Raw genomic sequence first — 16,010 nt, forward strand, 5'->3', positions numbered from 1 at the left:
TTGCCCCAAACCATTTTCGTCAACAGACTCAGCGACAATGTCGCAAACGATCTTGATCCTGATACGTGTCACGGGGATGCTGCGCGCGAGTCAGGAACAGGAAAGCCGACATGTTGCACACTATCCCAGGTTTGATCGACGCGGTGCGCGCGCGTTTTGCCCATGTCGACAGCTGTCCCTTTCAAGGGCCCCGGATTTTCTTTGAAAACGCAGGTGGGGCCCTGACGTTGAATTCCGTGGTCGAGACGTCGGCCAAGTTCGCCGCTATCCCTGACAATCAGGGGCGCGACAACGTCGCCAGCCATGCGCTTGTCGACATCATCAACACCGCCAAGGCTGATCTGGCTGTGTTCATGAATGCGCCGTCAGGTCAGTTTTTTGTTGGTGAAAGCGGGACCGAACTGCTGTTTCGTATGATCCGCACCGCCTGCGTGAACGCGCCCAAAGGCGGCAAGGTCATCGGCAGTTCCATCGAACATCCCGCCAGTCGCAGCGCCGCCTGCCGCTGGGCTGACATTGCTGGGCTGGAGTATGTCAACGTCCAGCACGACAACGATACAGGTCTCGTCACCGCCGAGGCATTCCGGGCAGCGATGACTCCTGACGTATGTGTCGCCACGATCGTGCACGCCTCGCCGGTCACAGGTATGGGTATGGATGTGGCAGCCATCGCGCGGGCCATTCGTGAGGTCTCGCCCGAGTGTTTCATCATTGTGGACGGCATTCAGCATGCGGCTCACGGGCAGTTGGATATCAACAGCTACGACGTCGATGGTTATGCAATCTCACCCTACAAAGTGTTCTCGCGCCACGGGTATGGCATTGCATGGATATCGGACCGGCTGACCGCCCTTCCCCACGACCAATTGATCGACGCCCCGTCAGAAGGGTGGGAATTCGGAACCCGCGACACCGGTGCTTACGCGACCATGTCCGACGTGGTGGCTTATTTCGAGTGGCTGGGCGACCGGGTCTCGGACCACACGGACCGCCGCGCCCGGATCGAGGCTGCTGGCCGCGCCATTCACGCCTACGAAGCGCATCTGACAGATGCAATGATCAACGGCACCGGCAATCTGCCGGGCTTGCGCGATATGGAGCACGTTTCAATTCTGGGCGGCGCAAACAACCCTGCCCGCGAAGGGATGGTTTCAATTGTCGTGCGGGATATCCCCTCTGCCGATGTTGTGACACGTCTGAATGATCAGGGCATCCGTACCCACATCCGCAAAGCCGATCACTACAGCGGCAACGTTCTGACCCCGCTGGGCCTGAACGACTGCATTCGCATATCGCTTTGTCACTACAACACCGAACAAGAAGTCGCCCAGTTGCTGGCCGCAGTGAACGAGATGACAGCTTGATCAAATAAATTCTTCCAGACCCTCTTGCACCCGGACGCTGGCTTGGCTAAATGCACCGTCACGGGTGATTAGCTCAGTTGGTAGAGCGCTTCGTTTACACCGAAGATGTCGGGAGTTCGAGTCTCTCATCACCCACCATTTCCTTTATTTTCAATGGCTTACTCAGATTCTTGTAACGAGAACTTGGAGGCTATTTGAGGATGAATGTAAGGGAATCGAAACATCAAAACCGTTTTGGATTACCCAGAGGATTGTTCCTTAGAGATAAAGGGTACGCTCTTAGGGTAGCTGTACCGACTGAGTACCAAGATATTGTTGGCAAACGAGAGATTGTCAGAGGATTAGGAGCTCAGGACCTACGGTAGTATCTGCTTTGGATGTGCTCTTCTGGCAGCGCCAGAGGCCCTCAAGGGTCAAATTATCTGACACACATCAGTGCCGGTGTTTCACTGGATAATTTCATCGCGCTAACCGTTTTTTCAAAGGAGAGGGCCGCATCGATTGCATCGGCTGATCAGAATTGCTTCAGTTAAAGGAGCTGATAGGCGGCTTACAACAGACGTGGCCAGCCAAAATCTGCTGGGGTCGTCGATCGCTTAGTCGATTGATCCAATCATCATTTCACCAACCAAAGGCATATTGTGTAGGTCACGGCCGCTAGCAGCCGAGAATGCAACCGAGTTTGCCGTTCCCAGAGGACAGGTCGCCAGTTTCATCGCCGTGCCCGCAAGTTGGATGCTCTGATAAACCGCGCCAACCTCTTTCAAAACCAACGCGTAGGCCAAATCGCCATAGGCCGCTCGGACGGCAGTCATATCCGCAGAGAGCAGTAGGAGAACTTGCGTATGTTCCGAGCGGTTTGCCGACGCGGCGGCGTCCTTCAGCATGCTACACATAAGGGCGTTGACTTCTGCGATCATGTTGAGGCCATGCCCAGCACTGTCATAGACGTACAGACCGGCTTCTAGACCTTCGCAACGATTGACCAAAAGATACGCGGTCAACGCGTAAAGGCCGCCTCCGCTCGGATAAGAATGGTGTTGACCCAACGGATGGAAACACCGGAACAACAACTCGCTCAATTGGTCCTTCGCTATTGGTGTTCGCCCTTGTTCACGGCGGCTCTGGCGATTGCGGGACACCTCCGCGAACGGAGGATCACCTGCGGCAAGGGCGTCTACATCATGTTTCGGCAGGACTATTTCCGGATCATTGCCTGGGGCTTGGGTTGGGCGCTGCGCTGCTCCGGTTTTGCCGATATGCGCGCGGGTGAAGCCTAGGCGGGTGCGCTCGACAAACAGGGTTTCGTGAACCGGCGCAGCAGGTATTTCGCCACATTCCAGCAAACCGCACCAGGCAAACAGGCGGATAACAGCCTCGAAAACTTCCGGCTCAATCTCGGGCACACTGTTTGCTGCATTTGCGGAATCTGATCCGGCAGAGAGCTCGAAAAGCAGCGGCGACAGTTTGGCGTCTAAAAGTTGCATCGAAGCCCAGCTTCCTGGTACCCGCGCCTGCAACCCTTGCTTTTTCGGAGACAACAGTGTTTCACGAGACAGCCTGAGACTGTTTTTGGGCGTGAAATCCGGAAGGCCCGAGACAGGGGAGCGTTGCGGAACACAAACCGCGATAGGCTTGTCATCCTGCATAACGAACCGACAGAGAAACCCGCGTTGATCCAGACGAAACAAAAACGATGCACAGACATCCTCGGCCTCAGGGTTTCCGGATACGCAATTCATGAGGTCTGTTTCACTCATAAAGCCCAGCGCAAGCTGCTGGGCAAGCGTCACATGGGCATCGTCTGTCAGGTTGATCGACCCCATCGGACTATTGAGCCTCGTTTCCCCCGCTATAGTTTCCAGCATAACATCAGGCGCCAGCCCATAGGCCCAGATAGTCGGTCGCTCCATCATATTCCTCCTGCCAGGCTATGGCCGTGACTTTGCCGCCCGGCCCGGTTGGGGCTCAACACGCGCGTCTGAACGCACAGTTCTTCCAGCGCGGCCCGCTGACGTTTCTGGAATACCTGTTCGACACGTTCGGTAGCGTGTCGCAATTTGACCTGGGTGCTGGCCCGATCGTCTTTGTGCACGACGCCGATCTGGTGCGAGCGTTGCTTCGATTCCACGAGGCCGACCTGCGCAAGCCCGACTTTTTGCGAGATTCGAATACAGGCTATTGGGGCGACGGCCTGACAACACTGAATTACCCCGAGACTTGGCGAGCTCGACGACAGGTTTTGCTGCCGTTGTTTCGCAGCAGTCTGCGCGGACCTCGGCTGGCTTTGGCGGCTGAGCTTGCACATGAAACCACAGCGCGCTGGAAAGGCGGTGAACAGATTGACCTGCCCCACGAGGTTCGGTTGCTGATCAGCCGCCTCGCAATGCGCAGCGTGTTGGATGCCGACGTTCAGGGCTTTGGTACGGACCACCAGCGCAGTGGACTTGTGACCATGCAGGAAGCCTATGGCGAGGATTTCACCGCAACCCTGAGACATGCCACAGGAGCACTGCAGATGACGCGTCCTCGTGCGCCCGCGCGCATGGACAATGTGGTTGCCCTTATCCATGCGCGGTTTGACGAGTTTGTCGATCGCGGTGACATTCTGTCGGCATTGGTTGCGGCCCAGCGCAACGCGCCTGAAATTCTGTCTAGGCAAGATGTTATTGGCGAGATTGTTCAGATGCTGTTTGCCGGGCATCTCACGATTCCATTTGCCCTGACCCAGTTTTGGCGCGATGTCGCCAGCCACAAGTTGCATGAAGGGCTGCATGCCGAGGCGACGGCTGTTGATGAAGCGAAACGCCTGAACGTTGCGACCCTTAGCGCAAGCGAAACGGTGGCAATCCTTCGCGAGTCGATGCGCCTGTCGCCCCCTGCGCCTATTCTCTACCGAGAAATCGCCAAAAGCTTTACGCTGCAAGACTATCAACTGCCTGAAGGTCTTGGGGTTTGGATCAGCCCGGAGTTGCTGCATCGGGATCCTCGTTATTTTGCTCAGCCATCCCAGTTTCAACCCGACCGCTTTGCCGCGGGCCGCGTAAAGCCCAACTCAGCCAAAGCTTATATTCCTTTCGGGGCAGGTCCAAGAGTTTGCGTCGCGGCCGCTCAGTCACTTTTGCAGATGGCCGTTATCATTCAAGTAATTGCGCAAAAATGCAGCCTTCGCCCGATAGCTGGGACAGAAGGTCAGTTTGAAGTTCTAAGCAGAAACCAAACCTGAATTTAGACATGTAGATGAACCGGTTGTGTAGATGAACCGGTTGTGAACAAGACAACAGAAACCCAACTCGCACCTTGATCGACTCCTTAGCCTGTGAAAAGGTTAACAAAACGCTAAGGCCGAATGCAGTTTAGCAGAAGGCGACCTAAAATAGGGAGGGATGTTCCATGACAGCACCAACAAATGAAGACTGGGGCAAGATGCACGCCAAGGCTTGGAAAGACCCAGAGTTCCGGACGCTGCTAGAGCAGGACCCGACCTCAGCGGTCAAGGCGTATGGCGAAGAAATCGGCAAAACCTTCACTCAGATCGTAAACGTCGGCGACCGGCCAGACGGCGTGCATGAGGATGATTTGCATGAGCATAGCACCGCAGTCGCTCCGCCGGCGTGCTGCTAAGGGCATAGGCCCCAATGTATGCCAGTGCCATTGCGGCACCGCGGTTTAAATCAAGCCTAGAGGCAATTGTTGTCCCGGAAGAGGGCTTGTACCTTTTCAGCCACAAGGGCCATGTTTGCCTGACCAGCCCAATTTTCTCGGATCTGGCACCATTGCTGGACGGGTCTTTTCTGGTTGACGACATATTTGACCAACTGTGCCGGCGCTATGTCAGTGCCGACATATTCTCAGCGTTGGACATTCTGAAACAGCGCGGCTTTCTAGCCGAAGATACGGCCCCCATCCCCCGCGAGCAGCAAGCCTTCTGGGAATGCGCTGGGGCATTGCCGTCGCAAGCGGCAAAACGTCTAGCAAACGCAACGGTCGATGTAATCTGCGACGATGGAATTGCCGAAGATCTGCGCATGTTGCTTGAAAGGAACGGGCTTTGTGTCGCGGATCGCGGCGAACTGAGTGTCGTTGTTGCAGACGATTACCTACACCGGGACTTGGCCGAGTGGAACAAAATGGCCGTCGCAGAACAGAGGCCGTGGATACTGGTCAGCCCCGGCGGAATGGAAAGTTGGCTGGGCCCGGCGTTTGTTCCGGGCGAAACCGCATGTCTTGAATGTTTGACGCAGCGCCTTCGGTGGCATCGCAGGGTCGATACCCACATTGGTCGGTTAAATGGCTTGGGCAAAGCTCGGCTGGCTCCGCAAGGTAGTCTTGCCGCGTCAAAATTTGCGGCCCTCGCCGAAATCGCGACAGAAGTTGCACGCTGGATCGGAACAGGCGGCCCATCGACATTAGCCGACCGAGTGATCAGTACCGATCATATGTCGATGGAGCGAAAGACTCATATTCTGACCCGCCGACCGCAATGTCCGATATGTGGCGACCCTGCCCAAAACACGGCCGTGCCTCATTCACCGGCTTTGCAACCACGCCCCAAGCTGCAAGGAACAGATGGCGGGCACAGATCGCGCGGCCCTGCCGAAATTCTGGCTGCTCTGGACAGGCATGTCAGTCCGATCACCGGGATTGTCGGCGCGCTGGAACCAGGTATCCGCAGCGGGCCCGATGGCAGCCCCGAGTGGATCACACCGACTTATTCAGCCGATCACAACTTCTCGGATTTACACGACAACAAGTTCTTCCTGCGCGAGGGTCTGCGGCGACGGTCTGGCGGCAAGGGGCGCAGCCCGGAACAAGCTCGCATCAGCGCGATAGCTGAGTCATTGGAACGGTACTGCGGAGTGTTCGACGGCTCGGAACCTCGGCATCTTGCCCGGTACCGAGACCTCGACACCGCGATCCTGCCAAACGCGTGTCAGGGCTATAGCGCCCAGCAGTTTGCGGATCGGGCCGAGCTTAATCGCAAGGCGCACAAGGCCTATTGGGTGCCTGAACCTTTCGACCCTGAGGCACAAATCGAATGGACACCGCTCTGGTCATTGGGAGAAGCGCGCATACGCCATCTGCCGACATCCATGTGCTATTTTGGCTATCGAGGACCCGGCGCAAGTTTCGGCCGCGCCGACTCTAACGGCTGTGCCGCCGGCGGAACATTGGAAGAAGCCATTCTGCAGGGGCTATTGGAGCTGATCGAACGCGACGCTGTCGCGATCTGGTGGTACAACCGGCTGAACCGGCCAGGCGTCGACCTGGCTGCTGCGCGCGACTCTTACGGTCGTGACCTGTCTGCGCACTATACCCAACTGCATCGAACCCTCACGGTGGTAGACGTTACAAGCGATATCGGCATCCCGACGTTCGCAGCGATCTCGGCCCGAACAGACAAACAAGAAGAAGACATCATCTACGGCTTTGGTTGTCACCTCGACCCAGAGGTGGCCCTGTCGCGAGCTTTGACGGAAATAAACCAATCCCTTGAAGCCGTTCCTAAAACGTTTGGTACAACCATGCAGCAGAGCTATCTTGGCAGTCCGGATGCAATAGATTGGTGGCGCACAACACGGCTACATGAAGCGCGCTACCTTGTGCCTGACGAAACGCAGCCCATGCTTGCGCTGGACAGTACGCACAGCCTCGCAGCTGACGACGTGCTTGTGGATATCCAGACCTGCCTCTCACGTTTGAAAGCAAAGAACATCGACGTTCTGGTACTGGATCAGACCCGACCGGACGTGAATTTCCCGGTTGTGCGGGTCGTTGCACCGGGCTTGCGCCACTTCTGGGCCCGGTTCGGCCCCGGACGGCTTTATGACGTTCCCGTAGAGCAGGGTTGGCTTGCTGAGCGGACGCAAGAGAATGACCTGAACCCGCATGTGATACAGTTTTGACCGCAACCAAATAGGATTTCAGATATGATCAGCCCTACCCCTTTTGACTATGCCCGCCCTTTCGACATTATGATCGGGATGTGGACCGGTCATTCGATCGTCTACGATAACAAGGGTGAATACCTGTACACTGGCCCGAGCATCCTGACCATCGACTGGAAAGAGCCCGGGAAGGTCATGCACTACCGGCAGGAAGACCTTGGCAGCCTTGACCAACTGATCCAGGAACACGAACACGGAAAAGCCCTAGAAGACCTTTTTGTGCTGCGAGAATTTGAACTGCAGGTTGATGGCAAATCGTGCCAATCGATTACTGGCGCGGTCAAGGTCCACGGTGTCGAAAGCTCACCGGGGACGTATCTGTTCCACCTCAACTTTCCGACCGGGGACTACTACAACAACCAGTATTTCCTGAACCCCAACCAACGGCGCATTATTGGACCCTTTGTCCCGCGGGATGAGGAAGGCAAAACCGATGGTTTTCAGTTTGTCGTGTCGCAGACGTTCGAACGCATCTCTTATGATGTGCCGAAGGACGCATTCTGACACACATGGTCACGCCAGCAGCCTCTCAGCCCTTTACGCCAGCCAAGGAAAGCGCACATGCGCTGGTCATTGGTGGCGGCATAGCAGGGCTGCTGTGCGCCCATATGCTGAAAGACCGGTTTACGCGCGTCACGGTGCTTGAACGGTCTGAATATGCCCAACCAAACAGCAGCGCCCCAGCGGCCCGCTCAGCCGTACCGCAAAGCCATTGCCTGCACATGCTTATGGGTGCCGGGGCCCGCGCGTTTGACGATCTGGTGCCCGGTTGGCGCGCGGAATTGATCGCGCTGGGTGCAGTGCCATACGATGCGGGCGCGGATGTCGCGATGCGGGTAACTTCGGGATGGCTCCCGCGGGTTGAAACTGGCATAACCCTGTACGGCGCTTCGCGGTGCCTGATTGAAACGGCGCTGACCCGATTACTGAGCCGCGCCGGGAATATACGCATCCGCCAAGGCGATCGCGTCATGGGTCTGACGCTCACGCCAGACGCATCGCGCGTCTCTGGTGTCCGGGTTCAGACGACCACGGGCGTTGTTCAGGTCTTGGACACTGCCGACCTTGTCATCGACGCTAGCGGTGCGGCCTCGCGCCTGCCGCGGTGGCTAGCCCAGCACTTCGGAGACACGCATCACATCACCCGAACCGAGATCGCGCCCGGTCGGCAATACGTTTCACTTTGGGTTCGCCTGCCTGCGGATAAAGCCCCTGACTGGCAAGGGCTTGCGCTAGCCCCTACCCGCCAATCGAGCGGACGTGCGGGAATGATGATGCGTGCTGAAAACGACCTTTGGGGCGTGGTATTGCAAACGCCCGAAACTGAACCTCTGCCCACTGATGGGCCGGGTGTACTGAAGCTGGCGGCTGGTTTGTCCGACCCCACCTTGAGTAACATATTGGAACACGCCGAAACAGTCGCGCCGCCGCATTTGTTTGGGCGCACGGCAAACCGTCAACGTCGGTATGAGGACTATCCCTTTTGGCCCGAAAACCTGTTTGCTCTTGGCGATAGTGTTTGCGCGCTGGATCCCTATGCCGGGCTAGGAATGACTGCGGCCGCGCGGGGGGTCCAGCTGCTTTCGCGATGGTTGGATCAGCCAGAACCACACGCGCGATCTTTCCAGTCTCAATTGGCCCGGCACAATGAATGGCCGTGGCGCATTGCCACCGGAATATGGACAGACCCTGAAGCAAATACCAACTTGACACCTCAGATCGAAAGTCTTGTTCAAGCCGCGCCATTTGACCCAGCGTTGGCCATAGTTTTGCTGGAGTTTCAGCATATGCTACGCGCACCCGAATCCTTTTTGAACGAGGCCGTAGCATGAAAGTTGCTGTATTGGGCGGAGGCACCGCCGGATTCATCGCTGCGGCCCATATGACCCGCTATTTCCCAAAGGCGCAACTTTGGCATATCTACGATTCCCGCATTCCGACGATCGGCGTTGGTGAGGGAACCACACCGCGGTTCCCGTTGTGGCTAGACGAAGTCACCGGCGTCGGCCCGGATGAAATCGCGGAACGGTGCGGCGCGACAGTCAAATCGGGGTCCTATTATGAAGGCTGGGGATCGCGGGACGTGGATTTCGTGAACCGATTCCAGCCACCGCGTCTGTTCGGATACCACTTTGACGCCGGTCGCGTGACCGGCATTATCCGAGACCATGTGCGCGCGACCCAGATGGATGCGAAGGTGGTTTCGTTGGACAGCTTGCCCGACGGCGTGAACATTGGTTTTGAGGATGGCAGCCATCTGCAGTGCGACTATGTTCTGGACGCGCGCGGTTTTCCTTCGGGGGCGTGGGATCAAGCACCGGCAGACCCTGACATAATCCGAATGGATTGGATCCCGACAGGCCGCGCGATGGTGCGCCGCCTTCCGCCCAGCCCGGACACAAGCATGTCCCGCATCGTTGCCCGGCCACACGGGTGGATCTTCCAGATACCGCTCAGGGAATGGACATCGTGCGGATATGTGTTCAATCCCTCGATAAGCAGCGATGAGGACGTATTGGCGGATTTCGACAGCTTCCTCAAAGAAGAAGGTGCGGAACTGGCCGAGATTCGCGTTCGGGTCAGTTTTCCGAATTTCATGCGGCGCACGTGGTTTGATGGGCGCGTCTTTACCATCGGTAACGCGGCCTCGTTCGTTGAACCGCTTGAGGCCACCGCCATTGGCGCAACGATCATGCAGGTCCGTATTGCGCAGCGCTGGATGACGGACCATCACCCCCAAAGCACAACAGATATCCAAGCCGTCGATCATGCCAACAGAACAATGCGGGCTTATGTCCTGCGCAACTCGTTGTTTATCGCCTGGCACTATGTGCGTGGTTCACGCTGGAACAGCCCGTTCTGGGATTTGGCTGCGCGCAGTCTTGAGTACGCTGGAAAACACGCGTACCTGAGGGGGCATATCGGTGCCATGAGTGATTTTCTGGATGTCGGACGCGACTTACCAGGCACGGAAATCGGCGCTTGCACGAAACAGGATATTTGGGAGCAGGACATCTTGCCCAAGCTGACTAAATTCATCCCGTTCGGAAACTTCTCGGAACTAAATTTTGCACAAGTTGGCCATGGTATAGGCTACTATAACGCAAACAATACGTCGGCGGGTAACGGCACACATGTCTAATATCAATATGTCCTTCGTCCCGGGCTTCCAATTGTCCGAACGTCTCTATGAAGGCACCAACTCCTTTGTGTTTCGCGCAACACGGGACTCGGATGGGGAACATGTGGTCATCAAGATCCTCAAGAACGACTTCCCCAGCGCCAGCCGACTTGCGCGATACCGCAGCGAGTTTGAGATTACCAACAGCCTGAACCTGCCGGGCGTGATCCGTGCCCTTCAACTCAGCCGTCACGACAAATCGCTGATGATGGTGCTGGAAGACTTCGATGGCATTTCAGTCGGTGAACTGCTCTCTAACCGGGCGCTGTCACATGACGAATTCCTTGAGACTGCCCTGCAGATCACCCGCGCCGTAGAGGGCATCCACCAAGCCAACGTCATTCACAAGGATATCTCGCCTCAGAACGTATTGATCAATCCCGGCACGGGAGAGGTCAAACTGATCGACTTTGGAATTGCGACGCAGTTTTCGACCGAACATCCTGTTCTGAAAAGCCCCGAGGTTCTGGAGGGTACGCTTCCCTATATCTCGCCGGAACAGACCGGACGCATGAACCGGACCCTTGATCATCGCACCGACTTTTATTCCATGGGTGCGACTTTCTACGAAATGCTGACCGGCGTGCCCCCGTTTGAGGCCGAAGACAAGCTGGAACTGGTGCATTGCCACGTAGCGCGTGAACCGGTTCCGGCGCATCGCCGCAATCCAGATGTATCGCTGCCCCTGTCGAAGATTGTCGGGCGCATGATGGCCAAAAAGGCTGAAGACCGATACCAGAGCGCCGCAGGAATTATTGCCGATCTCGAAGCCGTTCGCCTTGGCGTGAACCTGGACCGGTTTGAACCGGGACGTCGGGACCAGACAGAACGCTTTACCGTGCCCGAGCGGTTATACGGTCGCGACCGCGAAGTGCGCACCTTGCTCGAGGCCTTTGAACGCGTTCGGCAAGGACCGGCTGAAATGATGCTGGTTTCAGGGTATTCAGGCGTTGGTAAAACCGCGCTGGTCAACGAAGTCCACAAACCGATCACCCGTGAACGTGGGTATTTCATCAAAGGCAAATTCGAACAGTTCAAGAAAAACGACCCGTATTCGGGGCTGACAGTCGCGCTGAAAGACCTTGTACGGCAGCTCTTGACCGAAAGCCAGACACGCCACGCGACCTGGCACAAAGAACTGAACGAAGCCCTGGCGCCTAACGCCTCGGTTCTGTTGGACGTTGTGCCAGAACTTGAACTGATCATCGGCCCGCAACCGGAAGCTCCGGAACTGGATGCCGCCGAGTCGATGAACCGTTTCAATCAAACAGTTCGGCGGTTCTTGCGTGCTTTGTGTGCACACGACCGCGTTGTGGTGCTTTTCCTGGACGACCTGCAATGGGCCGACAGCGCAACGCTTGGTTTGTTGTCCGTGATTTTGACCGATGAAGAAATCGGGCGCCTTCTGCTGATCGGCGCGTACCGCAGCAACGAAGTGGACGCGATGCATCCGATGACCCGCGCTCTGGATGCTGTAAAAGAAGCCGGGGGACGTCTGTCCAGCCTGTCCCTTGCCCCATTGGGTATGTCGGATATCGCCAGCCTGATTGCAGATACGCTACACGCCGACGCATCACGACTGATCGACCTAGCGCAACTTGTGGTACAAAAAACGCAGGGTAATCCTCTATTCGTGCGTCAGTTCCTTACGGATCTGCACCATGAAAAACTGATCACCCAGCAATCCGAGTCAAACGGTGAACCCGCGAAATGGGTTTGGGACATCCAGGCGATCCGCGCTGCCAAAATAACCGACAACGTGGTTGATCTGTTGCTTGAAAAACTGCGGCGCCTTCAACAGGATACGCAGAACGTCCTGCAAATTGCGGCCTGTATTGGCAACCGTTTCGATATTGAAACACTGGCACTGATCCTCAAGATCGAACCTCAACAAGCATTTGAATGTCTGTTGCCCGCAATTAGGGAAGAGATGATTCAGCCATTGTCCGATCTTGTGGTGACGGAAATGGACAACGCGCTGTCGCCGCTTGTCGTGCGGGATTTCGCATTTCAGCACGACAGAGTGCAACAGGCGGCGTATGGCCTAATCGAAACAGACGGCCACAGCAGCGTGCACCTTGCAATCGGACGCCAACTGAGAGCCCGGCTTACGGAAGATGAGATAAACGACCGTATCTTCGAGGTGGTCGATCAGTTGAATATCGGCCGGGATGATATGGAGGACCGAGCAGAACAGCTTGATCTTGCCCATCTTGACCTGATCGCCGCCCGAAAGGCCTTTGACTCGGCCGCTTACGGTGCCGCGCTGTCTTTCGTGAACACCGCCTCAGAGCTTTTGGGGTCGGACGGCTGGAACCAGAATTACGAGTTGATGTTCGAGGCCCAAAACCTGTCAGCATCTCTGGAATATCTAACTGGTAATTTCGAACGTTGCACCGAAATCGTAAACGCAACCCTTGAACATGCGCGCACCGACCTAGAGAAAGCCGAAATCTACTTTACACGGATAGCCCAGCACACCCTTTTGATGGAGTTCGACGAAGCCATCAACGCAGGGATAAAAGCGCTGGATCTTGTCGGGGTTCAGATGAGCCTCGAGAATCTCGAAGAGGCTGGGCAAAACGCTATCGGTCAGGCAGCCGGTATGCTGGGCGAGGGCAACCCTGCAGATCTTTTCGGAAACCCGGACGTGGACAGCCCCGAAATCGCGCTGGCCCAACGTTGTTTGCGGCATTTGACCATTGCGGCCTTCCTGAACAGGCAGGAACTTTTCCCACAGATCGTCGGCACCTCGGTTCAACTGTCGCTCAAGCATGGCAACGCACCGGAATCCGCGTTGTTCTTTGCCAATTTTGGCCTGATCATCGGTGCATTCATGGGCAAGTACCGCGAAGGTCTGGCCTTTGGGGAATTGGCCCTGCGGTTGTGTGACAAGTTCGGAGCGCGTGCACCGACTGCAACCGTTTGCCTGGTCACAGGTGTCGAGTTGATCCCGTGGGTCCAGCATGTTCGCAATGCGGTACCCGTGATCGAACGGGGTTATCGCGAGGGAATGAACTCGGGCGATATCTTGTGGGCCGGTTATCTGGTCATGTATCGGGTCGTGATAGACAGTTTTGCCGGCAAACCGCTGGACCAGGTTCTGGATGCGATGCCCGCGCAACTGGACGCTCTGCACAAAGCCCAGAACCATGGGGCAGCCGCAGGTATCAACGCCTATCGTCTGGGGCTTTCGACTCTGGCCGGGCGCACGCAATCCAGTGCCGATTTCTCTACTGACGACCTGGACGAAGCCGCGTTTCTGTCAGCGTGCGAGCAGAACCAGATGTCCATGGCCATCTGTTTCTATCGGATTTTGAAAGCGCAGGCTCTGTATGTCTTTGGACGCCCACATGACGCACTGCTCGAGACAAAACTCGTTGAGCCCCTTCTGAGCTTTGTGATCAACCATCCTTGTCTTGCCGATCACCTGCTTTATCAGTCCCTGTCCATTGCGGCTATTCTGCAGCACGGTGACCCCGACCCGGATCTCAGAGCCCAGCTTGATGCAAATCTTGAAAGGTTGGGCCAATGGGCTGAGTCCGGCCCAGATAACTTTGAAGCCAAACGCCTAATGGTCGCTGCTGAAGTTGCACGTCTGGATGGCAAAGATGTCGAAGTCCTCGATCTGTTTGACGGGGCTATTGAGGCGGCTCAAAAAGGTCGGTTCCTTCAGGACGAAGCGTTGGCCTGCGAACTGGCCGCGCGGTACATCATGACCCCACGACCGAATGCCCGGATCGGGATGATGTATCTGCGGGATGCACGACATGCCTACCGCCTTTGGGGGGCTCAACGCAAAGTCGAAGAGCTTGAGCTGGAGTTCCCGCAACTGCTTGCCGAACATCGCGAGCGTCGCGCCACCAGCCAGCCTGTGACAGAAAGCATTTCTGCGAGTACGCAAGTCGCGACCAATCACTTGCTTGGGCAAGATCTTGACCTGAACACCTTACTTAAGGCCGCGCAAACCATTTCAGCCGAAGTGGTTGTGGGGCGCCTATTGGATCGGCTGCTTGGAATTCTGATCGAGAACGCCGGTGCGCAGCGCGGCGTTCTATTACTGGCGCGCGGGGACGATCTGGTGATCGAAACCGAGGTTAGCGTCATTTCCGACGGAACTGGCGTTCAGGAACCCGTTCGGCTCGACTCGGCTGAAGGCGCACGTTTGGTCCCGGCCAGCGTGATCAACTATACGGCGCGTACGCATGACGTTGTTCTCGTGGACGACGCTCAGATAGATGAGCGGTTCATGGTGGACGCCTATGTCCAGGAAAACGAAACACGTTCGGTTCTGTGTCAGCCGATCCTGCACCAGAACGAACTGATCGGCCTTGTATTTCTGGAAAACAATCTGGTCAGTGCAGCGTTTAAACCTGAACGCGCTCATTTGCTTTCACTGCTTTCGGGTCAGATTGCGGTATCTATGCGCAATGCCGAGATCGTTGAACATCTCGAAGACAAAGTCCGCGAGCGCACCGAACAACTTGAGGTTCACGCCAAGTTCCTAGAACAGACCTTTGGCCAGTTTCTGGCCAGCGAAGTCGTCGATCAACTGTTGAAATCTGCGGACGGGATCGACTTTAGCGGCAAGAAGACGACGGTCACGGTATTGATGTCAGACCTGCGGGGTTTCTCGACCCTGTCCGACACACTGCCGCCAGAAAACATCGTGGCTATGCTGAACAGCTATCTCAGTGAGATGACAAACGTCATTCAGAAATACAACGGCACGATTGATGCCTTTATCGGTGATGCAATCCTTGTGGTGTTTGGCGCCCCCCTGCAAAGACCCGACGACACCGAACGCGCCCTGGCCTGTGCTTTGGAAATGCAGCAGCGGATGGTGCGGGTGAACGAATGGAACACCGCGAATGGTTTCCCTGAAATCGAGATGGGAATCGGGGTGAACACGGGTGAAGTTGTGGTCGGAAACATCGGCTCAGACAAGCGCGCAAAATACAGTGTTGTCGGTAGCACGACCAATCTGGCGGCGCGGATCGAAAGCTATACTGTCGGTGGGCAAATTCTGATTGCAGATGAGACACTCAAGTCGTCAAGAGCACCCCTGGAACTTGGCAGCAAGCGCACAGTCGAACCCAAGGGGGCTGGCAAGCCGCTGGTGCTGCACGAACTTTTTGGCGTGGGTGGAACTTATGAAATCAGCCTGTCCGCTCAACCGGTCGAATTGGTCGAGATAAATCCACCTCTACCCGTTCACTTTAGGACCGTCGTGGGCAAGCAAGTCGTTGGCGAAGTTCAGGAGGGCCAGCTTTTTAAACTCTCACCGTCGGAAGCCTGTATTACGACGACAGATGCGCCCAGCCCCCTTACGGATCTGCAAATTCAAATCACGCAAGCAAACGGCTCTACCGAACCCCTGACGGTGTTTGCGAAAGTACTGGATCAAAACGATCAGGACGGATGCTTTACGGTTCGCTTTACAGCCGTACCCCCTGACGTTCGAGCGTCGCTTCAGAAGTTCGCTAGGGAGACCTAAACCCCAACGCTTCGCATTCA

General features: G+C 56.3%; 9 protein-coding genes and 1 tRNA gene. 9 read left to right on the forward strand and 1 reads right to left on the reverse strand.

Annotated elements, in window-relative coordinates:
• The first annotated feature begins 110 nt into the window (after positions 1–110).
• Both J7380_RS19640 and J7380_RS19645 read left to right on the forward strand, forming a co-directional pair.
• Complete coding sequence (locus J7380_RS19640) at positions 111–1,364, forward strand: aminotransferase class V-fold PLP-dependent enzyme (RefSeq protein ID WP_209198339.1); 1,254 nt, start codon at positions 111–113, stop codon at positions 1,362–1,364.
• Between the two features lie 62 nt (positions 1,365–1,426).
• Positions 1,427–1,502: transfer RNA gene (locus J7380_RS19645), tRNA-Val, on the forward strand.
• A 458-nt stretch (positions 1,503–1,960) separates the two neighbouring features.
• On the opposite strand, the gene J7380_RS19650 is transcribed toward J7380_RS19645, so the two are convergent.
• The gene (locus tag J7380_RS19650) at positions 1,961–3,277 is read right to left on the reverse strand and encodes a SagB family peptide dehydrogenase (RefSeq protein WP_209198349.1); all 1,317 of its coding nucleotides are present in this window, start codon (positions 3,275–3,277) and stop codon (positions 1,961–1,963) included.
• Positions 3,278–3,303: 26 nt separating this feature from the next.
• On the opposite strand from J7380_RS19650, the gene J7380_RS19655 reads away from it, so the two are divergent.
• The 7 genes from J7380_RS19655 to J7380_RS19685 all read left to right on the forward strand — a co-directional run bounded on the left by J7380_RS19655 (position 3,304) and on the right by J7380_RS19685 (position 15,990).
• The gene (locus J7380_RS19655; RefSeq protein ID WP_209198359.1) at positions 3,304–4,590 is read left to right on the forward strand and encodes a cytochrome P450; all 1,287 of its coding nucleotides are present in this window, start codon (positions 3,304–3,306) and stop codon (positions 4,588–4,590) included.
• Positions 4,591–4,757: 167 nt separating this feature from the next.
• On the forward strand, positions 4,758–4,988 hold the full coding sequence (locus tag J7380_RS19660; protein WP_209198362.1) for a hypothetical protein: 231 nt from the start codon (positions 4,758–4,760) through the stop codon (positions 4,986–4,988).
• 86 nt (positions 4,989–5,074) lie between these two features.
• Entirely contained in the window at positions 5,075–7,270 is a 2,196-nt protein-coding gene (locus J7380_RS19665) for a TOMM precursor leader peptide-binding protein (protein WP_209198371.1), read from the forward strand.
• A gap of 24 nt (positions 7,271–7,294) precedes the next feature.
• Positions 7,295–7,816, forward strand: coding sequence for a hypothetical protein (locus J7380_RS19670; protein ID WP_209198373.1), 522 nt, complete (start codon positions 7,295–7,297; stop codon positions 7,814–7,816).
• 5 nt (positions 7,817–7,821) lie between these two features.
• Entirely contained in the window at positions 7,822–9,144 is a 1,323-nt protein-coding gene (locus tag J7380_RS19675) for an FAD-dependent monooxygenase (RefSeq protein ID WP_209198381.1), read from the forward strand.
• Entirely contained in the window at positions 9,141–10,454 is a 1,314-nt protein-coding gene (locus J7380_RS19680) for a tryptophan 7-halogenase (RefSeq protein WP_209198383.1), read from the forward strand. Before J7380_RS19675 ends, J7380_RS19680 begins: the two co-directional genes overlap by 4 nt.
• Positions 10,447–15,990 carry an AAA family ATPase gene (locus J7380_RS19685; protein ID WP_209198385.1) on the forward strand — a complete coding sequence of 1,848 codons (5,544 nt, stop codon included), beginning with the start codon at positions 10,447–10,449 and terminating at the stop codon, positions 15,988–15,990. The genes J7380_RS19680 and J7380_RS19685 overlap by 8 nt, the downstream gene beginning before the upstream one ends.
• Positions 15,991–16,010: the final 20 nt, after the last annotated feature.

Origin of the sequence: Ruegeria sp. R8_1, from assembly GCF_017743815.1 — a bacterium.
GTDB classification, from domain to species: domain Bacteria; phylum Pseudomonadota; class Alphaproteobacteria; order Rhodobacterales; family Rhodobacteraceae; genus Ruegeria; species Ruegeria lacuscaerulensis_A.